The organism is Citrobacter sp. W9, assembly GCF_026719375.1.
Taxonomy (GTDB): Bacteria; Pseudomonadota; Gammaproteobacteria; order Enterobacterales; family Enterobacteriaceae; genus Citrobacter; species Citrobacter werkmanii.
On record NZ_JAPPTE010000001.1, the window covers coordinates 411,529 to 434,272 of the forward strand.

Sequence of the window (22,744 nt, forward strand, 5' to 3'; positions counted from 1 at the left end):
CGAGCGCGGGTGAGATTATCGCGCAATGGAAATCATTATGGCGTCTTTAAATATTAAAAATACCGCGCTTATTCTCGCTGGCATGATTGCAGGTGGGATTATTTCTGTCGGTGTTTATACTTATTATTCATCCGCAAAAGTATCGAGCGAAACCGGACCGGCTTCGCCAAAAGAAGCCAGAAAAGTTCTGTTCTGGTATGACCCCATGTATCCGAATACGCGTTTTGACAAGCCGGGCAAATCGCCGTTCATGGATATGGATTTAATCCCGAAATATGCAGATGAAGAGACCGCAAGCGCGTCAGCACCTGGCGTGCGCATCGATCCCACTCAGACCCAGAATCTGGGGCTAAAAACGGAACCCGTGCGTCGGGGACCACTGCACTATGCGCAAACTTTCCCGGCTAACGTGAGCTATAACGAATACCAGTTTGTTATTGTCCAGGCACGCTCCGCTGGCTTTATCGAGAAGGTTTACCCGCTCACTGTGGGTGACAAAATCAAGAAGGGTTCTCCGCTCATTGACCTGACGATTCCTGACTGGGTTGAGGCGCAGAGCGAATATTTGCTGCTGCGCGAGACCGGCGGCAGCGCGACGCAGGTGGAAGGGATTCTGGAGCGATTACGCCTTGCCGGTATGCCGGAAGCGGATATCCAGCGTTTAAAGTCGACGCGTAAAATTCAGACCCGCTTTACCCTGAAAGCCCCCATTGATGGGGTGATCACCGCATTCGATTTGCGTACCGGCATGAATATTTCTAAAGACAATGTGGTCGCGAAAATTCAGGGAATGGATCCGGTATGGGTCAGCGCGTCGGTCCCGGAATCTATTGCCTGGCTGATTAAAGACGCCTCGCAATTTCGCATCACTGTTCCTGCCTGGCCGGATAAGCCATTCACCATCAGTAAGTGGAGTATTTTGCCAAGCGTTGATGCTACCACGCGTACCCTCCAGTTGCGTTTGCAGGTTGATAATCCCGACGAAGCGCTCAAGCCTGGAATGAATGCATACCTGCAATTGAAAACGCAAAGCGAGCCGATGCTGCTGATCCCGTCTAAAGCGTTAATTGATACGGGTACCGAACAGCGGGTGATTACCGTTGATCATGAAGGTCGATTTGTGCCGAAGCAGGTTGCTGTATTCCATGAATCTCAGGGGCTGACGGCTATTCGCTCAGGTCTGACCGAAGGTGAAAAAGTGGTGTCCAGCGGCCTGTTCCTGATTGACTCCGAGGCGAATATTTCTGGCGCCCTTGACCGTATGCGCGCCCAGCACAGTGGTGCGCAAGACGCAGGCGCGATGCCAGCCCAGGCGACCCATTCACATTGAGGACATGATAAATGATTGAATGGATTATCCGCCGTTCAGTGGCAAACCGCTTCCTGGTGATGATGGGGGCGCTGTTTCTCAGCATCTGGGGAACCTGGATCATCATTAACACCCCGGTTGATGCGCTGCCCGATCTCTCTGATGTCCAGGTGATTGTCAAAACCAGCTACCCCGGACAGGCGCCGCAAATCGTCGAGAATCAGGTCACTTACCCCCTGACCACCACCATGCTGTCGGTACCGGGCGCGAAGACGGTGCGCGGCTTCTCGCAGTTTGGCGATTCCTATGTGTACGTCATTTTCGAGGATGGCACCGATCCTTACTGGGCACGCTCGCGCGTACTGGAATATCTCAACCAGGTGCAGGGAAAATTGCCGGCAGGCGTTAGTGCCGAAATGGGACCGGACGCCACGGGCGTCGGCTGGATCTTTGAATATGCGCTGGTGGATCGCAGCGGAAAACATGACCTCGCGGAATTACGTTCTCTTCAGGACTGGTTTTTAAAATATGAGTTAAAAACGATTCCTAACGTGGCGGAAGTGGCCTCGGTGGGCGGCGTGGTTAAACAGTACCAGGTGGTTATCGACCCGATGAAGCTGACGCAATATGGCATCAGCCTGGCGGAGGTGAAATCTGCGCTGGATACGTCAAATCAGGAAGCGGGCGGCTCGTCGGTGGAGATGGCTGAAGCCGAATATATGGTGCGCGCCAGTGGCTATCTGCAAACGCTTGATGATTTCAATAATATCGTCCTGAAAACCGGGGCCGACGGTGTACCGGTTTATCTGCGCGATGTGGCACGCGTTCAGATTGGACCGGAAATGCGCCGCGGGATCGCCGAGCTGAACGGCGAAGGCGAAGTGGCGGGCGGGGTGGTTATCCTGCGCTCCGGTAAAAATGCGCGTGAGGTGATCTCCGCCGTTAAAGCCAAACTCGACACCCTGAAAAGCAGCCTGCCGGAAGGCGTTGAGGTAGTTACAACATACGATCGCAGTCAGCTTATCGATCGCGCCATTGATAACCTGAGCTACAAGCTACTGGAGGAGTTTATTGTCGTTGCGCTGGTGTGCGCGCTGTTTCTGTGGCATCTGCGTTCGGCATTGGTGGCGATTATTTCCCTGCCGTTGGGGCTGTGTATCGCGTTTATCGTGATGCATTTCCAAGGGCTGAACGCCAATATTATGTCGCTCGGGGGAATTGCTATTGCCGTTGGGGCGATGGTTGATGCGGCAATCGTGATGATTGAGAACGCCCATAAGCGACTGGAAGAGTGGGGGCATCAGCATCCGGGTAAAAAGCTGGATAACGCCACGCGCTGGAAGGTCATTACTGACGCCTCGGTGGAAGTCGGCCCGGCATTGTTCATCAGCCTGCTGATAATTACGTTGTCGTTTATCCCTATTTTCACCCTTGAAGGGCAGGAAGGGCGGCTGTTTGGTCCGCTGGCGTTCACCAAAACCTATGCTATGGCGGGCGCGGCATTTCTGGCTATTGTGGTTATTCCGATCCTGATGGGATTCTGGATCCGCGGAAAAATACCGGCGGAAAGCAGTAACCCGCTTAACCGCTTTCTGATCCGTATTTACCATCCGCTATTGCTGAAGGTGCTGCACTGGCCCAAAACCACCCTCCTGGTCGCGGTGCTGTCAATACTGACGGTTATCTACCCGCTGAATAAAGTCGGTGGTGAATTCCTGCCGCAGATTAACGAAGGCGATTTGCTGTATATGCCTTCGACACTACCGGGGATCTCGGCGGCGCAGGCGGCGGACATGCTGCAAAAAACCGATAAGCTGATCATGACCGTTCCTGAAGTGGCGCGCGTATTTGGTAAAACCGGTAAAGCGGAAACCGCAACTGATTCCGCGCCGCTGGAAATGGTTGAAACGACGATCCAACTGAAGCCGCAGGATCAGTGGCGTCCGGGTATGACGATGGACAAAATCATCGCCGAGCTGGACAAAACCGTGCGCTTGCCGGGGCTGGCGAATCTGTGGGTGCCACCAATTCGTAACCGTATCGACATGCTCTCTACCGGGATAAAAAGCCCTATCGGGATTAAAGTGTCAGGTAACGTGCTGGCTGATATCGATGCGACGGCGGAACAAATTGAAGAGGTGGCCAGAACCGTGCCAGGCGTCGCCTCTGCGTTAGCTGAGCGTCTGGTAGGGGGGCGCTATCTCAACGTGGATATTAATCGTGAGAAAGCGGCTCGTTATGGCATGACCGTTGGTGATGTACAGTTGTTTGTGACCTCCGCTGTGGGGGGCGCGATGGTGGGCGAAACGGTAGAAGGGATCGCGCGTTATCCTATCAACCTTCGCTATGCGCAGAGCTATCGCGACAGCCCGCAAGCGCTGCGTAATCTGCCCATTCTGACCCCCATGAAACAGCAAATCACGCTGGCTGATGTGGCGGATGTCACGGTCGTTTCTGGGCCGTCAATGTTAAAAACAGAAGATGCGCGACCCACCAGTTGGATTTACATCGATGCCCGCGATCGTGACATGGTTTCGGTGGTGAACGATCTGCAAAAAGCGATCGCGGAAAAGGTGCAGTTAAAGCCGGGGACCAGCGTGGCGTTCTCCGGGCAGTTCGAACTGCTTGAACGCGCCAGCCATAAGCTCAAATTGATGGTGCCGATGACGCTGATGATTATCTTCGTCCTGCTTTATCTGGCTTTCCGTCGCTTTGGCGAAGCGCTGTTGATTATCACCAGCGTCCCCTTTGCCCTGGTAGGGGGCATCTGGTTCCTTTACTGGATGGGGTTCCATATGTCGGTCGCGACCGGAACCGGGTTTATTGCGTTGGCCGGCGTGGCCGCAGAGTTTGGCGTGGTGATGCTGATGTATCTGCGTCACGCCATTGAAGCAGAGCCTGCGCTGGAAAACCCGCAAACCTTTACGGCGGATAAACTGGATGAAGCGTTATATCACGGCGCTGTACTGCGCGTGCGCCCGAAAGCGATGACCGTGGCGGTGATTATCGCCGGTCTGTTGCCCATCTTGTGGGGGACGGGAGCCGGGTCAGAAGTGATGAGCCGCATCGCCGCGCCGATGATTGGCGGCATGATCACCGCGCCGCTGTTGTCGCTATTCATCATTCCGGCTGCGTATAAGCTGATGTGGCTGCACAGACATCGCAAGCAAAAGTAACCTTCTCAATCATACGCCTGTCTTCGGTTTGTACCCCGAAGCAGGCGTAGCTCTATGCTTCCAGCGCTTTCACGCGTTTGCGGTACTCGCCCGGCGTACAGCCGAATTCGCGTAGAAAGACTTTATAAAACGATGACTCGCTGGCGTAGCCCACCGATTCAGCTACCACAATCAATGGTTGCGATCCGCGTGACAACATCTGAGCGGCGAATTGCAGGCGCAAAGTGGTTAACACCGCCATCGGTGTGGAGTTTGACACTTCACGGAATAATTGCGCAAAGCTGGCCCGCGACATGTGTACGCGCTTCGCCAGCTCTTCGACGCTCCATGCAAAGGACGGTGATTCGAGCATCAAAAACACCACAGATCCGAGTTTGGGGTGCAGCAGTAAATTCAACACGTTTTGTGCGGGCGATGCTCTGGTTAACCACTCACGAACGGCTAAGGCGAACAGCGTGGCGCATTGTTGGCTGCATACAGCGCTGGAACCCGGCAGCCCACTAATGGATTCCTGTTGCAATAGCGCAATCACGGCCTTGAGCCAATGGCTGACGGGACTCTTTTCTTCAGGCGCCAGAATCAGTGCTTCCGGTAGCGCGGTTAAAAAATAGCGTGAGGTGGCGTGCAGTCGCAGGCTACCGCAAACGATATGCGTTTGTTCATCCCCTGACTGGCAAAGTCGATGGGCGGAGTTCTGCGGCAGGATAACAAGAGTCCCTGGCCGCAGGGTGAAAGATGTCCCGTCAGGCATGTCAAGTTGGGCTGCTCCCTGAGTGACTGTATGCCAGCGGATAACGGATAGCTCGCCCGCCGCATGCGGCAGTTGCCAGTTTCTGCTCAACAAACAGTTTTGATCGATCGAGCCTTGCGGATCGTTAAGCATGAGTAATCGACTAAGGGCATCCATGAAGACTCCTGGGCAGTTTTAATCACTATTGGTTTGGCGGAATTATCTCGTCAAGTTTAAATTAAAGTAATACCTTCAAGGTGTTAATTTATTATGCTTATGTATTTCATGAAAAGAGGTTAAAAGTGATTTAGACGATTTAACAGTAATAAGCGCGTTCTGGATACATTTCCCTTGTCTGGTTACCCCTATACTTCAGTTCAACAAATGAACAGTGACCAGGCGGAGAGAGAGCATGAATCAGTATCAGGCGATTATTATTGGATTTGGCAAAGCGGGTAAAACGCTGGCAGCTACCCTGGCAAAAACGGGCTGGCGGGTGGCGATTGTTGAACAGTCGAACACCATGTATGGCGGGACATGCATCAACATCGGCTGTATTCCAACCAAAACCCTGGTACATGACGCTGAACTTCAACATGATTTTGCTGCGGCGATGCAGCGCAAGGCTGCCGTTGTCAGTTTCCTGCGCGATAAAAACTTCCATAATCTGGCCGACCTGGAAAATGTCGATGTGATCGACGGTCGTGCTGAGTTTGTCGATAACCATACTGTGCGAGTTGTGCAGTCAACAGGCGCGATTGAGCTAAGCGGCGAGAAGATCTTTATTAATACCGGCGCGCAGTCAACGGTTCCAGACGTGGAAGGGTTAACCACCACACCGGGGGTGTTTGACAGCACCGGGCTGTTGAATTTGACGCAACGGCCTGAACGTCTGGGAATTTTGGGTGGCGGTTACATTGGTGTGGAGTTCGCATCAATGTTTGCTAACTTCGGCAGCAAAGTTACCCTTTATGAAGCCGCTCCGCTGTTTTTAGCCCGTGAAGATCGGGATATTGCCGAAGCTATCGCCAGGATTTTACGCGACAAAGGCGTTGAGATTATCCTTAATGCCAACGTACAGGCGGTTTCGTCCGGGGACGGCGCGGTACAGGTGAAAATGCCGGGAGGCGTCCAGACCGTGGATGCGCTGCTGGTGGCATCGGGCCGCAAACCGGCGACCGAAAACCTGCAGTTGCAGAAAGCGGGTGTGGATGTAAACGACCGCGGTGCAATTATTGTGAATAAATATTTGCGTACCTCGGCAGATAATATTTGGGCAATGGGCGATGTTACCGGGGGGTTGCAGTTCACGTACATCTCACTGGATGACTTCCGCATTGTGCGTGACAACCTGTCAGGCGAGGGGAGACGTCACACCGGCGATCGTCAAAATGTACCGTATTCCGTCTTTATGACGCCGCCGCTTTCCCGCGTGGGGATGACCGAAGAACAGGCTCGCGCCAGCGGTGCTTCTGTGCAGGTTGTCACGCTGCCGGTCGCGGCGATTCCGCGTGCGCGAGTGATGGATGACACACGCGGCGTACTTAAAGCGGTGGTGGATAGTGAAACGAAACAGATATTAGGTGTTTCGCTATTATGTATGGATTCACATGAGATGATTAATATCATCAAGACGGTTATGGATGCAGGATTACCCTATACAACCTTACGCGATCAAATATTTACCCATCCGAGTATGAGTGAATCATTAAACGATCTCTTTTCTCTCGTTAAATAATAAAAGCGTAGTCTGCATGTTTGCCCCACCCGTGTGGGGCTTTTTTTGTCTTTTTAACGGCTGGATACTCATTGACAGTTATTCTGGCGTCCTGGATGAAATAAAATAAATTGGCATGTTTTATTATATTGCCACTGAAATCACTGTTTAATGGAAATAGGAATGAACATGTTTAAAACTACGTTACTAATGACCGCGTTACTGACTGCACCGGTGACATTTTCCGCATTGGCGCAAACCGAAGTTGTCCGTGTTAGCGTGTCTGCCATATCTGGTGCGCCTTCCGAGATAGAGGATGCTATTGCGAAACTGGCGCAGGAAAATAATGCAACGTCCTGGAAGATCACCTCAATGCGCATTGATGGCAGCACTCACGCAACGGCAATTTTATACAAGTGAGGAGAGCCTGCATGGAAAAGTATCTGCGTTTATTCAGTAAGGGCGATAAAATTGGATTGACCTTAATTCGCCTGAGCATTGCAATTGTTTTTATCTGGATTGGGTTATTAAAATTTGTACCTTACGAAGCTGACAGTATTACGCCATTTGTTGCTAATAGCCCGGTAATGTCATTTTTTTATGAACATCCAGAAGAGTATAAGCAGCATTTAACCCACGAAGGTGAGTTTAAGCCACAGGAGCGTGAATGGCAGGCGGCGAATAATACCTATACATTCTCCAATGGTCTGGGCGTAGTCGAAGTTCTTATCGCTTTATTGGTGCTGGCAAATCCTGTTAGCCGTTGGTTGGGATTAATTGGCGGCATACTGGCATTTGCCACGCCGATTGTTACCTTATCCTTTTTGATTACCACACCAGAGGCATGGGTAATGCCGTTGGGCGATTTACATCATGGTTTTCCGTACTTGTCCGGGGCCGGGCGTCTGGTATTGAAAGACACGCTAATGCTGGCGGGAGCAGTGATGATCATCGCAGACTCATCTCGATCAATAATTAAGCAGAGGTATTGAATTTTTAACGTTGTACCCTCTGTAATGTAGCAAGCCACTCTAGTTCTATTCGGTATTTGCCGGGCCAGCAGGATGCTGGCTTTTTTCTGACTTAAGGGAAATTTATTTAATATATAAAATGTAATTATTCACTTTATAACAATCACGCGTCAGGCTGTATTAGCAGTTAATGATATGAAGATGTAAGCATCATACGCACTGACGACAAAAGCGCGACAACCTGCGCATTGCCCAACCATCCCAACACCTTCATTTTTCTTTGTTTTTTTCTGTGCAATTCTTGCTATTTGTTATCTCAAAACAGCATCTTAAATAAAATTATTATTCATTTTTGTTATAGTTAATCCATAAGTTCGCGTGGTTTTAAGCGCGGCTTAAGCTAGAATTATCCTGATTAAATGTTTTTACGTATCAATAATTGGCTAAAGATAGTTAAAAACTTAATTTTTAACCAACTGTCTGACATGGAATCCACTATGGTAATTAAGCACCAGGGCGGATGCTGATCTCGCGTTTTTGGGTAACCAAAAGCGGGACATATCTTAAATATGGAAATAAGGGTTTTAGAATGAGCTTTGGATTAGCAAAGGACAACAAGTTTGAAATCATCGCTATCCTTCGTGAAGAGCTGCACAAGAAAACGAAACTGGAAGTCTTATGCGAAAACAGTAGCGTTATCACACAGCTAGAGAAGGTCGATTTCGAACGGTTTGTCATCTCCGGCCATGAAGAGATTGTGCCTGAAAAGGTCCAATACTTTATCCTGCACAGCGAAAGCGGGATTGTAAAATTTAGTGCCAGATTTGAACAAACCCCACCCGCAGGTGCGGAGGCAGGATTATCCTACCTCATCCCGGATATGATTTTCTTTGCCCAGCAGCGACAAAATCAGCGTTTTTCCTTCCTGAAGGGTTATGACTTTTTCTGTTTTGGTCGTTACAAAAACGGAGAAAACTACTCTTTCAGGATTAAAAACATCTCTCAGGGTGGCTGTGCGTTAATTGTTAAAGATGTAAATACCCGCTTTGTTTATAAAGATGCGGTGATTAAAAATGCCTCACTGGAGTTTGATACGTTTGGCAGTTTACAGCTGGATTTAAAAGTGATCGATGTCGTCACGATCAATGAGTTTGATGAGGATAATCAGTTGTACTCCTGTCATCAGATCTCGTGTGAGTTCGATTTTAAAAATCGTCGTGAAGAGGCTGAAGTCGAGAAAATTATTATCAAATTTTTAATGAGTAACAAGATCAGAAGCTTATAAGGAGCGGTAAACAGGATGTTGATGTGTGGCAATGATAATTTTGTGGGCAACGGTATGTTCGCCTACCTGACCAGCAAACATGTACCCGTACAAACATTCCAGTTTGAGGATATGTTGCATCAGTCATCATTATGTCAGCATTAAACCATGATTTTTAATATCATTAATAATGAACAACCGTGTTCAGACGTCGTACAGTTTCTGAATAAAAATCGATTCAAGTTCTATAATAACGTCGTAGTCATTGTAGCTGACAGTTTGGTGGCGAAATTATGCGTGGAGTTATTATATATTGAGAAAGCAATAGTGTTGACTGAGAAATCTTCACTGCGAGATTTCGGTCAATTGGCGACGTTGTCAGTCGGGAAATGGAATCCCCGGCTGTATCGTTCGCAGAAAAGGTTAACCGAAAGGGAACAGCAGATCCTGAGTTTGCTGGTAAGTGGCTATACCGCTAAAGAAATTTCTGAGTTAGTGAGCCTTAACTATAAAACCATTCAGGCTCATAAAATGCGCGTCGTCGCCAAGTTGGGACTGAACAATACTTCTGATTTAAATAAATTAATTGTCAGATTCACCCATCGGATGTCTTTTTTACCCTAGTCTGGTGATTCTTTTCTGATGTAAAACATATCATAGTAGATATAATTCGGGAGCGATGCTGACTGGTTTTAAATTTTATGATTTGTAGAGGTAGAGGGAATGTTTAATTCCAACGAGGTGCTCACCGCGCTTGAACAGGCATTGAATACCATTCAGTTTTATATGGTTTATCAGCCCATTTTTAATTTGCACACTCAGCAAATTAGCGGATTTGAAGCATTAATGCGTTGGAACAGCCCTCAGATGGGGATGATCTCTCCCGATATTTTTATTACGTTATTGGAAGACAGCGGCAATATCATTTCAATTGAAGACATGGTTACCCATACCCCCTGGGATGTGGCGACGTCCTGGCCCGATCCTCTTGTATTATCAATCAATATTTCCGCACTTGAATTTTGTGACCCTCTCTTACCGCAACGCGTCAGACGTAATCTCACCCTCTGTGGACTACCGCCTTATCGATGCCAAATTGAGGTTACGGAAACGTCACCACTGCGCGACAGCCAGATAGCGGTTAACAATATGCTGGAGCTAAAGGAGATCGGGGTTAAACTCGCTCTTGATGATTTTGGTACCGGTCACGCAAATCTTAATTATCTGCTGAAGTATCCTTTTGATACCCTAAAAATTGATAAGGAATTTGTTGCTGGCATTGAGCCCGATACCCGATCGACAAAGATTGTTGAGGGCATTATTTCACTGGCGCACAATTTTGGCATTGAAGTTCTTGCTGAAGGGGTGGAAACCCAGTCCCAACTGGACCGTTTAACGCAGATTGGTTGTGACAAAATTCAGGGCTTTTTCATTTCTCCGCCGGTGTTAGCAGAAGAAATCCCGTTACTCCTGACGCAGTATAATCATTAATCCCACCTTTTTACGTTTCCCAAGCCCTTGATTGTTCTGCGTTGTCGTTAAGTTCGTAGGACTGATAAGCGTAGCGCATCTGGCAGCCCTGAAAGGCAAAAAAAAGCCCCCTGCAGAACAGAGGGCTGGTGAGTTTATGACTGCTTAGAACGATTTCTTAAAGCCAATGGAAGCATTGATCGGTGCTTCAACTTGCGACTTACTGCCACCGTTGCTGAATTGCGTACCCAGTTCACCGTAGACCTGCACGTTTCTGTCGATTGACCAGGACAGACCGGCCGCAACTTCGGTGCTGGAGTACTGCTGTGAGGATTCGAGCGTGGTGGTGGCGACCGCATTGCTAAAGTGCGTTTTGTCTTTTGAACCCAGACCCTGCCAGACGTTTACCCTGCCGTACGGCTGGAATTTGCCATGGTTGGTGTCATAGTCAGCAACCAGACGTACGCCCAGACGGGCGGTAAAGGAATCAGCGGTATCCATTTTCACTTTCGTTTGGGTCACACCATCAAGCCGACCATTATCAAAATCGCTGTATTGGTAGATTAACTGAGCCTGAGGTTCCAGACTCCAGGCGCTTGAACCCAGACGGAACGATTTACCCACCTCCGTTGACGCCGTCAGCGTGTTGCCTTTGACGGTATAAGAACCGTTGTTCCCGGTCGCCGCCAGGCGAGATTTATGGTTACCGTACTGCAGGACGTTATCAACATACATCCCGTCGCCCGAGAACCAGGTGGCGTAACCGCCGACGTAAAACGCATTGTCATCGATGTTTCCGCCTTTGCCGTCGCTACCCGTCTTCGTGCCTTTCACATTGCTGTCGATGTCAAGGATGCTGGTATACATCCCGGCTTTCCAGCTTTCGTTAGCATACATATCGACGCCGACCTGGATACCCATAGTATGGGAGCTGGTTTGCGTCCCGGCCGCATCGTCCAGTTTGGTTTTACCGGAGTAACCAAGCATTCTCGCCCAGGCGCGATTATCTTCATCAATGCCCGGTTTAACCTCGTCGCCCATACGTTGGTGCATGTTACCCAGCAGACTAATGTCACCCTGACGCACGACGCTGGCAAGGCCTGAATACAGCATGGTTTCCGGACGATATTCGCTTCTCAGATACCAGTTTTCCCCCTGACCCTGAGCATTGCCCGCATGCAGTTGGTACTCAAACGCGCCTGCTGCCATACGATCGGCGGCCAGGTGGAAGGCGTCGCGCGACGTTTGCGCGGTGGTGGTGGCGCCATTGAGGGCCGTGACCACCTCGATACCATCCCCGACGGTCGGTGCGCCGAGGCCAGAACCATCAACGTCCAGCAGCGTACTCCCGCTGGCTTTACCGCCATCAATAATCAGACGGTCGGCAATACCTGCACCGCTACCATTCTGAATGGCCGCCATGTTGATGATCCCTTTTTCGCCGACGTAATCCCCTTTGACGGTTAACGTTGTGCCAGTCTGCTGGCCGATGAGCGAGACATCACCGCCGTTGCTCAGGCCTGCGACGGTCTGGTTGTATCCCTGCGTGTTCAACATGGTGTCAGCGACAACGTAGTGGTGTGACGCGCTACTCAGGGTGTTGGCATTACCCGCCTGCAGTACGCCGTTGGCAATCAACGTTGCGCCGCTGTAGCTGTTTTCACCTTGCAGTTCCGTAATACCGCTGCCGGTCTGGTGCAACTGGCCTTTACCGCTGATATTGCTCGTTAACGCCAGGGTATCCGCGCGATCAACCTTGAGTACGCCGTTATCAACGATATCTCCCTGAATGCTGCCGATGTTACCGCCATTACCCAACTGTAAAACGCCTTGTTCGATGGTAGTGCCCCCGGTGTAGGTATTATCCAGCGTCAGGGTGAGGGAGCCTTTACCGGTTTTGGTCAGATGACCATTACCTTCGACTTCCGTCAGCAGGGAAACGTTATGTCCGTTGGTATCGAATGTCCCGCCGCCGGATTCCAGCGTCACCTGACGGGCGGTATCAAATGCTTCGCCATACTTCAGCGTACCGCCGTTGAAGGTAATCCCCGTCTCTGGCGCGCCAAGGTTGGTATCACCCGCCACCTGCAACGTACCTGAGGTGATGGTGGTTCCACCGCTGTAGGTGTTGTCGCCAGTAAGTATCAGCGTCCCGAGATCGCCTTTATTCAGGCCGCCGGTACCGCGGATCACGCTGTCGATAGTTGCGGTGTAGTTTGCGCCGTCTACCGTGCCATCGCCGACGCGAATCAGCGTGTTCGCTGTGTCGGTGGTAATGGCCTCACCCCCCACGCGATAGCCATCGGTGGCGAACTGTGCGCCGCTGATGATAACGTCGCCTTTGCTGTTATCGACGGTGACGTTGCCCGCTTCACCCTGGAAGACGGCGAAGGCGGCATCGGTAAACGGTGCATTCAGCGCGCCTTCTGGCGTGGATTCATCCGTGGTCCAGTTGTCGTTACCCTGGCTGGATTGCCAGATACCGTCGCCGCCGTTGATGACGCCGTTGTTTTTAAGCTCGCCATTCTCACCGCCGGTACCGTCCCAGAAGCGCAGCGTCAGTCCGGCATGGTTGACCAGGTTAACCTGGTTGTTAACCGAGGTTTGCACGTACAGGCTGTCTGCGGCTTCCGGCGCGTTGGCAATGTCCATCACATTGTTGGTCAAGGTGCCGGTGTAGTTGATGACGCGGTAAACGCCCACGTCAAAGCTGCCGCCCGGAGAGGTCTCGATATTGAGCTTACCGTCGAGCGTCAGGTCGCCATTCACATCAATCAGGTCGTTGAAGGCACCGCCTGGGGTATAAGCCTGACCAAACTGATAATCCAGTTGGGCGTTATCACTCAGCGTCAGTGAACCGGTGGTCAGTTTACCCACGCTGTTGATGGCGGCGCCAGCTGTAATATGACCGTCGTCCAGCACGTCAACCGCGCCGCCGATAATACCGTTCCCGCCGAGCGTCGCGCCGGATTTAACCGTTACCTGACCGGTCGCGGCAGACTGGTTGCCGTTGACCAGCAGCACGCCCTCATTGACGTCCGTGGTGCCGGTGTAAGTGTTATCGCCTGTCAGCGTTAAGGTGCCGTCACCGATTTTCACCAGACTACCGTCGTTACCGCTGATAATGCCGCTGATGGTGTCATCAAGTTGCAGATTCCCCAGCGACAATGCTTTATTGCCCAATTCGACATTCCCCGCGCCGGACAACGAGCCGATAGAGGTTGCGCTGTCGACCGCGCTGATATCGACCTTACCGCCCACCAGGTTTTTAACGACGGTATTTTCCGCCATCGCCAGGTCGGCAAAGGTCATCAGTCCGCTGTTATTCACGCTGGCATTGCCGCCGCTGGCATTCTCTTCCAGAGCCAGCGTACTGTCTTTTGCCACGTTAACCGTCGCGTTGCCTGCGGTGGCGTTGTCGGTTAACAGCGCTTTTGCAGCGCCAGTCAGGTTGAGTTTGGCGCTTGCGGCGGTGACATTATCCGCCAGCGTTAACAGGCTGTCGGCGATGTTCATGGTCAGGGATTTCAGACTGGTCTCTGTCCCGCTGACATTGAGCGTCGCCCCCTTATTGACGTTCACGGTGCTGCTTTCATTGCTACCAAAGGCCCCGGTTTTGCTGACGTTGACCGTGACATTGTTGGCATTACCCGTACCGGCGATTTCGGTATCGCCTTTGTAGCTGTTGGCGCGATCGAGCGACAAGGTGCTGCCCGCATCGCTTGAGCTGCTGGTGACTTTCAGTTTACCGTCGCCGGTAATCTCACCGGCTGGCGTGAAGTGGCGTGAATTGAGGTCAAACACCGCCGCGTTATCACTCGCTCCCAGCTCGATAGTGCGATTGCTGGTCAGGTCCGCACCCATCTGCAGGGTGGAGCCGTTGTTAATAACCAGATCGGTTCCGCTTTGGCCGAGGTTGCTGTCAGAGGAAATCTGCAACGTACCGCCATCAATGCGCGTGCCGCCGCGATACTCGTTATCACCGCTGAGGATCAGACGACCAAGGTCGGTTTTCACCAGCGTCAGTTTGTCAGTCGTGCTGGCTTCGCGGATCACCGACTCAATGGCCGCGGTATAGTTTTGACCCGCGCCACCGGCGCCAACGCGCAGCAGCAGTTCACCGGTGCCTGGTGTCTGGCCTGCATGGGTCGCGTTTTCTGTGGTGGCATACGCGTTAAGCGCATCACCTTTAACGATATAGCCATCGGCGTCAAACTGTGCCCCGGAGAAGTTAACTTCTCCCGCGGCGTTATCCACGGTAACGGTTCCGCCTTTGGTGGTGAAGACGGCAAAGGATTTCTGCGCCCAGGGGGCGTTACCTTCACCGGTTGCCGTAGTCCAGTTGTTGTCTCCCTGGCTGCCGATCGCCATCCATTTGCCATCGCCGCCGTCAATTTTGCTGTTGCCTTCAATGCCCGATGCGCCATGGCTCTGATTGACGGTTGCGCCGTCCCAGAACTGCAGGGTAACGCCGTTGGCATTCACCAGGTTGACCTGTTTGTCGATAGAGGTCTGGACAAAAATATTACTTTTATCCTGGCTGTCTGGTATTGCGCCGAGCTCCAGCGTCTGGTTATCCAGCCTGCCGCCATAGTTATAGATACGATATACGCCCGCTCCGAAGTTACCACCCTGTGAAGTGGTAACATCCAGGGTTCCGTCAAGCTGCAGATCGCCTGCGACGTTGACCAGATCGTTTAGCGCACCGCCTGGCGTATAAGCGTTGCCCAGTTCGAAAGCGGAGGTCGTTTTGCTGCCAAGCTGCAAGTTACCGTTAATGGTGAGCGTACCTGCACCGCCATCACCCGCGCTGAGGGTGGTGGCATCGTTCATCAATACATTGCCGCCGATAATGCCATTCCCGCCAAGTGTGGATGTGCCGCTGACGGTCGTAGCGCCGCGCGCCGCGCTTTGATCGCCATTCACCAGCAGCGTACCGTTGGTGACGGTGGTGTCGCCGGTATAGGTGTTATTGCCGTTCAGACGGGTAATGCCGCCGCCGATTTGTTGCAGCGCGCCGATGCCGGAGATCACCCCGTTGAGCAGGACGTTGTTGGCGCGGTTGATCGCCAGCACACCGTTGTCGATGATGTCAGATACGGCGCTGACTTCGCCCTCATTGCCGCCGTCACCCAACTGCAACGTACCGGTTTGCGCGATGGTGGTAGAGCCGGTGTAGCTGTTGTTGGCGGTAAACACCGTGGTGCCGCCCGCCGCACGTTCAAATTTCCCGTCGCCGCTGATGATGCCACGATAGATCTGCGCCGCTGACGCATCTCCCAGGGTATCGAAGATAACCCTGCTGCCTGCGCCCTGGGTCGTCACATCGTAATCGCCAATGCTGGCGGCAGTACTGGTCGGCTCAACGTGATCGCCGGTGCGCAGCGTTGCGCCATTGTTTACGGCAAGGGTTTTGCTCGCCAGACTCAGGTTTTCAACGATGCGTACATCCGCGTTTGATCCGCTGATGGTCAGGGAATCCCAGCCGGTGCCAATGTTGGTGCCGGTATTCAGGTTGTCGCTGGCAAGCGTGCCAATCTTCGCATCTTTCGTATTGGTGAAGGTGAGGGCATTGCCCGTACCCGCAGCGGTAATGATGTGGCGCGTTTTATCCAGTATTACATTGCCGATGTTGGCTTTATTGTTGCCGCCAGTGCCAGCGAAATTCACTTCGCCCGCATAGGAACCGCTGCGCCAGTTGAAGGTATCTCTGCCTTCGCCGGTATTGATTACGCCGCTGGTGATACCGCCGCTGATATCAATGGTGTCATTGCCTTTACCAGACTGAATAGCCACTGCCGTGTCGTTGATGGCCTGAAGGGTACCGGTATTGGTGATTTTTTTCTTGCTGTCGCCGCTGGCGTCAATCACCGGTGAGGTCGTGCTGGCAGAAATAATCTTCCCGCTGTTGGTTAATGCGCTGACGTTTTTCGCGATGATCGCAGAACCGCCTGCGCTGTTATGTACGTTGATGTCGGCACTGGTCGTGACCTGGCCATCCGTGTTGGCGCGGATACCGCTACCTTCGCTGTTTCGCACCTCAACGGTATAGCCTTTGCCGATGGTCAGATCGCCCGTCACCGCGTCGCCATTGCGCTGCTCAAAGGCGAAACCGGTACCTTTCCCGTTGACGTTGAGGATGTTGTTCAGTCCATCGTTCATGGTCAGCGCGACGCTGGTGCGGATCCCTGGACCATCGTTGGAATCGATAGTGACATCACGCAGTGTGATATTGGTGTTGTTGGCATCGTTTTGAATACCGGCACCAGTCCCCTCAGCGCGAATCATCACGCTTTGCGCGGCCAGCGCGCCTGCACCCTCGGCCAGACGAATACCGTCAGCAGATCCATTAGTGGTAATGCTGTCGCCAGTTTTACCGTTGATCAGCAGACTGGCCCCCTGGGTCAGCAGAACGCCAGCAGTACCATCATCAACCTGAATTTTGCCCAGCTTACTAATCTGCGCGTTAGAGCCTGAGGCGCGTACGCCGATGCCGTTGCTGACATGCAGGGCGCTGGAGGAGTTATTGGTTAAGTTCCCGCCTTGTTGCACATCAACGCCGATGCTGTCGACGCTGGCCAGATCGATGATCGATTTGGTATCGAGGAGCAGGTTGCCCAGATTTCTCGCCACATAGGCAATAACCTTGTTGCCGCTGGCTTCAGAGGTAATCTTCGCGTTTGAGGTGAGGGTGGTGCTCGTGGCATTCCCCTGCGTGTTGCCATTCAATTGATGCGCCTGACCATCCACCACCCCGGCAACGGTGCTTTCACCGGTTAAATTGATGGTGGTTTTATCGCTGATGGTACCGTTGGCGCCGCCTTCGATGACCAGCGCTGCGGAGTTGGTGCCCTTAACGGTAAACGTCGCTTCCCCGGTATCTACGCTACTGCCTGCGCCGGTGGCGAGCACGCCAACAGAATTGTTGCCGCTGAGCGTCAGATTCAGGTCAGAAGTGGACTGATCTTTCGGGTTAGTCGTATTACCGGCCAACAATGCGCCATTGGCGATACGGAAAATAGTGGTGCGATCCTGGCCGTTGTCATTCATCACCGCCTGCCCAATATTGGCGGTCGCGCCTTTACCATACAGGTAATAACCAATCTGATCGGTGTTGTTGAACGCCGGGCTACTCAGACTATCGACGTTAGCGATGGCGTTATCACGCACGTGTACGCCGATGTTACCTGTCTGATTCAGGGTGATATCAGAATAGACATTGACCGTTGCCTGACCGTTGGCGCCGCCTTCTGCCCAAATAGCATAGTTTCGGTTACCGACGCCGCCGTCACCGTCTACTACGATAGAACCAGAAGCGCTGGTGGTGACTTCGGCATTTTTCTTATTGGCGCTGACGTGGATCCCGACGTTATTGTTGCCATTAACGTTAATTTTGCCGTCATTTCTAATGATCTGACCATTCTCTGCGCCACTGTCACGCACAGTAATGCCGTAGTTCTTGCTGGTGCCTCCACGGCCATCGCCATTGATTGCGATAGTGCCGGTATTCAGCACATTACCTGTTGCATTGCCGATCAGGATCCCGGCGGCGTTACGTATGCCGACGCCAAGGGTGATGAGACCGTTGTTAATCACCTCTTTGGCGCTTTTGGTCATGATACCGGCGCTTGGGCTGGAACCGCCTGGCAGTATGGCATCCTGGGAGGAATTATTAGCATCGCGGCCAAGGTAAATAGAGGCATTCTGGGTGTTGGTAAATGTGGCGTTGTCCGCGACTTCTACGCCAAAGGCGGTGCCGTTACCAAAGGGGTTATTGTTTTTGTGTCCGTTGACGATATTGATATCGCCGTTATTAGTGCCTTGCGCGTCGTTGGACAACTGCATACCAATGGCCAGCGTCAACGAAGTCTCGGGATCGTCTTTACTCCAGGGATCGGCAGCAGAAGCGGTACCGAAGTTATCGGTAGTAATCGCCTGGTTGATTGTGCCTTCGTTGGTAATTACGCTGGTGCCTTGCCCCTGCATGCCAAATGCACCGTAGCTGTTGACGTTTTGGTTACCGTCCTTATCAATAAACAGCCCGGCGTTAATCGTTCCGTGGTTGGTTGCCGTCGCATCTTTCGCCAGCATGCCAATTGCCAGGCTCTGGCCGGTAGAGGTACGCAATGCGTTCAGTTCGCCCAGGTTAGTGATAACCCCGCCGTCAATGGCTTTCATCACGCCATTAATACTGCCGTCTACGGCGATCATCGCATCTTTATTCAACGTACCGGCGGTACCCGCGCCGTTGGCATAGATAGCGTGTAGCTCACCGCGTTCGGCGGTCGTGTTATTGCTATGCGACTCGCCATCGGTCCAGACGTCGTAATCCCAGGAGATAACATCAGATGACTTACCTGAAGTCAGTAAGTCATCTATCAGCTCAGCATACTTCGCTTGCGCGGCGGAGACGGTTGTGATTTGACTGTCTTCAACATCCAGCCACAACTGGATCTGACTGACTTTTTGTCCATCCGGTTTTTGCGCGGCATCATCGCTTTCGCCTAACAACCAGCTATTGAACTCAGCCAGTTCCGCAGCCGTGGTAATTGAGAACGTTTTTTCCCCCGTTTCGATAACCTCGCCAGCGTCGTTATAGCCATATGTCATCAGCGTTACATCGCCGCCAAATACGGAGGTCGTCCTGGAACCGTTAAACGTTTTGGTCGGAATAACGGGGGCGGCGTTAAATTTGATGTAGTTATCGGATTGCCAGTTCACCTGGCTGTTGGCGCCTTGCGCTTCCAGCAGCGAGGAATCTTTAGCCAGTAATTCGATGGTATTGGCTTTGTCACGTACATGAAGCGTATCGTTGCCAATATTCAGATTGGCCGTGGCGCCATTGGTCGCCAACGCGATGCCAAATTGCTTATAGATTTGCGTTTGTTGCGCATCATACGTATTTAAAACAGCATCGCCGATTTGTGACTCAGTGATAAACCCGGCTAACGCGCTGGTATCAAAAACTTTAATGGTTTCTGGCTCTCCTGGGAGCGCCGGATCAAAAATATCAAAGTTCGTGCTTTGCGAAGGCTTCGCTGACTGGGTATGAATCAGGTATTCTGCCAGTTCTTCCACCGTAGAGATTGTTTTTACGCTCTGGTCAGGGCTGGTAGCCTTAAGCGTGATTTTGCCGGTTTGCAGCAGCTCCCGGATAGTCGTTGACTCAACAACGCCGCTTTGGCCTGGGGTAATCGTCGGGATCGCGCCGCTGATATTGAGCGCCTGACCAGTGGTATTATCTTCATATAAGAAGCCGTAGTTATGAATTCCCTCATAAACGCCAGCGGAAATTCCTCGCTGGTAGTCAGTAGAAATATTATGATCGCCGATATCAATAATCGGATCAGCCGAGGCCATCATCGACGCTCCGCTTAATGCGCCAGCAGCGAGGACGGCGACAGTTTTACGTGAACTACTTTTTTTCTTGCCTTTAGTTAATTCAGAAACGACCACCCAGATGCCGAGCGCCGCGTTCCAAATAATGCTGTAAACTTTGTTCATATATAACCCTCGTCTACATTCCTGTTATGTATGTGTTAATACGTTGAGTTGTTGGCTATGATTGGCCCGCGGATGCGCTACCCGGCATATTGATTTTTGGGAATAGGGCTCCCTTCCGAGCGTTGCGGAATTAAAAATGAGCCGAAAGGAAAGATTTAAATAATAACCGTGATAATTGTCCTTAAATAAGTCAGTTACGGCTGGCTATAGTGGGAAATGGTGTACTTGAGCCGGGTGTTATTTTTGCCGAGCTTTCTGGCAATGTTGCTTTTGTACGCCCCGATGGTTTTTTCACTTTTTTGTGACGCCCCGGCGATTTGTGCCAATGACCAACCCCGGGCAAGCATCATCATGACATTGAATTCGTTTGCGGTAATTTTAGTATGTAGTGCATTGATATTATTTTGTTTTTTATTCTGTATGATACGTGTAACGGCATGCAGTAGCCGATCGAGACTGGCATCTTGATCGAGTAATTGCATGTTCTTCCCGCAAACGGTTTGAAAAAGAGAAAAGGTGGCTTCATCTGCCAAAACAATAATTTTTGTGGCAGGGCGGATAGCCATGCTGCGGATAATCCGGGCATATTTTAAAAAATCTGATTTGTCAGGATTAATAATGATGTAATCCGTGCCATCTGGCAGGAACTTGACTGCTGAAAACGTCTGAGAGGAGTGGTATGTGATATCAATATATAATGATGAACCACGTAGAATTTCTCGCATGCCTAGCCAGGGATAAAGTGAATCACCCAAAAAAATAGCCTTAGACATTACGATCTCCTTGAAATTTTAATGCAAGCAGTCGCCTCTTTTTTCTGGCTGAAAAAAGAGTTTCTTGCGACGCGCGGAATGTTAATTAAATCTCGTATAACGTTCTTTGGTTTGAACGTATCCTTATTTATTGCCGATTCAACAGATATTTTCTGTATTTATTTGAAGCATTAACTATTCTGAAAGTAGATATTACACTTTGTTAAAATTTAAGATAAATCGTTTATATCACCTCTGAGCAGATGATTGATAGATTTCGCTTATGGATCACCACAAGAATGGGCCCACCTTTTCCATAAAGGCAGGATATTCCTGGGCTTATTGACGGCGATTTTTTTAAAAATGATTATATTTCAAAGGAATGCCAGCTTGTGATGATGGACTGGTTGATGGGTAGGAGAATTCTTAATTAAGATTAGGAAGAAGGGGCGGGTGGGAACAGTGAAGATGGAAATATCGCCAAATTTACATTAAGCATCTAAAAATGTTTTAATTTAAGACTATTTAGCCAATTAAACAAAGATTCATGGTTTTTTATTCTGAGTTGGTCTTTTTGTGCTTTATTTGAGCATGTTGCTTGCCGTTGTCATTTTATCTGCTTACTTCGCTGCTAGCGCTCAGCCCGCTAACAGCTCCTGCTCGACCTGTTGCACCTGTTGTTCCAGCGAGTTGCGGATTTCCGTCAGCGCCCGTTGCTGGTCAGAGAAGTAAGCCTCTTTATCGGTCACGGAGGAAGCAAGGCGCCAGGCGTTTTCCGCCTCTAGTTCGGTAATCTCTTTCAGCAGTGCGTTAATTTGTTCTCTGAGCTGCTGTATTTTGCTGCGTAAATGCTGCAGATCGTTCAATCGGTCACTCGCCATCATCGGTTCGAGACCAGTTTGTAACTGGGTCAGTAACGCCCGTACGGCGGCAAGGTCGGCATTTTGGCGCGCCTGGTTAAGCTGTACCATCATCTGATGCGCTTTCTCTTTCAGATCATCCGCCACTACGTCCGGGTGGCAAAGACGACTGGCCTGCCGCCACAGGCGCTTTAGCTCGCTACGCTCATCGGGAGAAAGTCGTTGATCGCGGGTAAAACGATGCTGTGCGTCCTGCTGCTGCTCCTGATATTCATCATATTCATGACTGGCCTCTTCTTGTGCCTGGCGAGTCGCGCTGTCGTCCTGGCGAGAAAAGTCGTTTTCCAGTTCACGAATCTCCGCCAGCAGGGCGGTGATCAGCTCCGTTTGTTGCTGAATGCGTTGCCGGGTTTCGACAGATTCGCGCGAATCTGAGTGCTGGTTCATCCATTGCTGCTTGAGTCTGGCCAACTGCTCAACGGCCTGGGAAATATAGTGCTGACAGGATTGATAGTCTTTTTCCCGGCGTTTTCGCTCCGCTTCCTGCTTACGTTGCGCGCTGGCGGCCAGTTGCTTACGCAGCTCAAGGATGCGGCTCATCAACGGCCCAAGACGAAGATGGTATAGATCGTTGAAATCATCGAGGATTTGAATGCGCGTGTTGCGCTTATCAATCAGGTCACGCAATTGTGTTTCCAGCGCTTTCAGTTCGAGTTTACTCGCCGCAATCGCAGGATCCTGCCACGTAGAGACTGCCCGCTGAGATTGCAGCCAGGCGGTGATTTCACGCAGAGCATCGCTAAAGCGCCGGGCTTCGATCGCCTGCACGATGGTGCCTGGCACGACTGACAAAGGCTCATTTTTCAGATGCGCCACCTGTTGGAAAATAATCTCCTCATCTTCCAGTTCAATAGCGCTTTTGACGATTTCCAGTCGTTTGATGATCTTATTCATGACAGTCGTTGCCTGGCTTGGCTTAAAAACGAGTGAC

The 22,744-nt window shown here is 51.2% G+C and carries 12 protein-coding genes; 8 read left to right on the plus strand and 4 right to left on the minus strand.

The genetic code is table 11. The features are described 5' to 3' along the window. Positions 1 to 37: 37 nt before the first annotated feature. Both OOJ59_RS01910 and OOJ59_RS01915 read left to right on the plus strand, forming a co-directional pair. The gene (locus tag OOJ59_RS01910) at positions 38 to 1,330 is read left to right on the plus strand and encodes an efflux RND transporter periplasmic adaptor subunit (RefSeq protein WP_160956078.1); all 1,293 of its coding nucleotides are present in this window, start codon (positions 38 to 40) and stop codon (positions 1,328 to 1,330) included. Between the two features lie 11 nt (positions 1,331 to 1,341). After that, positions 1,342 to 4,485 carry a CusA/CzcA family heavy metal efflux RND transporter gene (locus OOJ59_RS01915; protein ID WP_160956077.1) on the plus strand — a complete coding sequence of 1,048 codons (3,144 nt, stop codon included), beginning with the start codon at positions 1,342 to 1,344 and terminating at the stop codon, positions 4,483 to 4,485. Positions 4,486 to 4,537: 52 nt separating this feature from the next. Here OOJ59_RS01915 and rclR read toward each other — a convergent pair whose 3' ends face one another. After that, positions 4,538 to 5,392: a reactive chlorine-specific transcriptional regulator RclR gene (gene rclR / locus OOJ59_RS01920; RefSeq protein ID WP_038638546.1), complete on the minus strand. Its 855-nt coding sequence runs from the start codon at positions 5,390 to 5,392 to the stop codon at positions 4,538 to 4,540. Positions 5,393 to 5,627: 235 nt separating this feature from the next. Between rclR and rclA the strand changes: the two genes are divergently transcribed. From rclA to OOJ59_RS01950, 6 genes are all read left to right on the plus strand, one after another. Next, positions 5,628 to 6,953 (plus strand): reactive chlorine resistance oxidoreductase RclA, encoded by a 1,326-nt coding sequence (gene rclA, locus OOJ59_RS01925; protein ID WP_268063322.1) that lies wholly within the window; start codon positions 5,628 to 5,630, stop codon positions 6,951 to 6,953. 168 nt (positions 6,954 to 7,121) lie between these two features. Continuing rightward, the gene (gene rclB, locus OOJ59_RS01930) at positions 7,122 to 7,352 is read left to right on the plus strand and encodes a reactive chlorine resistance periplasmic protein RclB (protein ID WP_319022736.1); all 231 of its coding nucleotides are present in this window, start codon (positions 7,122 to 7,124) and stop codon (positions 7,350 to 7,352) included. 11 nt (positions 7,353 to 7,363) lie between these two features. Then, on the plus strand, positions 7,364 to 7,924 hold the full coding sequence (gene rclC, locus OOJ59_RS01935; RefSeq protein ID WP_160956075.1) for a reactive chlorine resistance membrane protein RclC: 561 nt from the start codon (positions 7,364 to 7,366) through the stop codon (positions 7,922 to 7,924). Between the two features lie 568 nt (positions 7,925 to 8,492). Next, positions 8,493 to 9,188 (plus strand): flagellar brake protein, encoded by a 696-nt coding sequence (locus tag OOJ59_RS01940; protein ID WP_085047572.1) that lies wholly within the window; start codon positions 8,493 to 8,495, stop codon positions 9,186 to 9,188. A gap of 306 nt (positions 9,189 to 9,494) precedes the next feature. Beyond that, the gene (locus OOJ59_RS01945; protein WP_268063323.1) at positions 9,495 to 9,791 is read left to right on the plus strand and encodes a helix-turn-helix domain-containing protein; all 297 of its coding nucleotides are present in this window, start codon (positions 9,495 to 9,497) and stop codon (positions 9,789 to 9,791) included. A 99-nt stretch (positions 9,792 to 9,890) separates the two neighbouring features. Beyond that, entirely contained in the window at positions 9,891 to 10,658 is a 768-nt protein-coding gene (locus tag OOJ59_RS01950; protein ID WP_268063324.1) for a putative bifunctional diguanylate cyclase/phosphodiesterase, read from the plus strand. A gap of 144 nt (positions 10,659 to 10,802) precedes the next feature. Here OOJ59_RS01950 and OOJ59_RS01955 read toward each other — a convergent pair whose 3' ends face one another. From OOJ59_RS01955 to OOJ59_RS01965, 3 genes are all read right to left on the minus strand, one after another. Next, complete coding sequence (locus OOJ59_RS01955) at positions 10,803 to 20,141, minus strand: autotransporter outer membrane beta-barrel domain-containing protein (protein WP_160956074.1); 9,339 nt, start codon at positions 20,139 to 20,141, stop codon at positions 10,803 to 10,805. Positions 20,142 to 20,335: 194 nt separating this feature from the next. Then, complete coding sequence (locus OOJ59_RS01960; RefSeq protein WP_085047570.1) at positions 20,336 to 20,914, minus strand: helix-turn-helix transcriptional regulator; 579 nt, start codon at positions 20,912 to 20,914, stop codon at positions 20,336 to 20,338. Between the two features lie 617 nt (positions 20,915 to 21,531). After that, entirely contained in the window at positions 21,532 to 22,707 is a 1,176-nt protein-coding gene (locus tag OOJ59_RS01965) for a DNA repair protein (RefSeq protein ID WP_160955735.1), read from the minus strand. Positions 22,708 to 22,744 lie beyond the last annotated feature (37 nt).

What these genes read in the sequence shown, in the direction of transcription:
- OOJ59_RS01910 (WP_160956078.1), top strand. Translation starts at nt 38, where the DNA reads ATGGCGTCTTTAAATATTAAAAATACCGCGCTTATTCTCGCTGGCATG.
- OOJ59_RS01915 (WP_160956077.1), top strand. Translation starts at nt 1,342, where the DNA reads ATGATTGAATGGATTATCCGCCGTTCAGTGGCAAACCGCTTCCTGGTG.
- rclR (WP_038638546.1), bottom strand. Translation starts at nt 5,392, where the DNA reads ATGGATGCCCTTAGTCGATTACTCATGCTTAACGATCCGCAAGGCTCG.
- rclA (WP_268063322.1), top strand. Translation starts at nt 5,628, where the DNA reads ATGAATCAGTATCAGGCGATTATTATTGGATTTGGCAAAGCGGGTAAA.
- rclB (WP_319022736.1), top strand. Translation starts at nt 7,122, where the DNA reads ATGTTTAAAACTACGTTACTAATGACCGCGTTACTGACTGCACCGGTG.
- rclC (WP_160956075.1), top strand. Translation starts at nt 7,364, where the DNA reads ATGGAAAAGTATCTGCGTTTATTCAGTAAGGGCGATAAAATTGGATTG.
- OOJ59_RS01940 (WP_085047572.1), top strand. Translation starts at nt 8,493, where the DNA reads ATGAGCTTTGGATTAGCAAAGGACAACAAGTTTGAAATCATCGCTATC.
- OOJ59_RS01950 (WP_268063324.1), top strand. Translation starts at nt 9,891, where the DNA reads ATGTTTAATTCCAACGAGGTGCTCACCGCGCTTGAACAGGCATTGAAT.
- OOJ59_RS01955 (WP_160956074.1), bottom strand. Translation starts at nt 20,141, where the DNA reads ATGAACAAAGTTTACAGCATTATTTGGAACGCGGCGCTCGGCATCTGG.
- OOJ59_RS01960 (WP_085047570.1), bottom strand. Translation starts at nt 20,914, where the DNA reads ATGTCTAAGGCTATTTTTTTGGGTGATTCACTTTATCCCTGGCTAGGC.
- OOJ59_RS01965 (WP_160955735.1), bottom strand. Translation starts at nt 22,707, where the DNA reads ATGAATAAGATCATCAAACGACTGGAAATCGTCAAAAGCGCTATTGAA.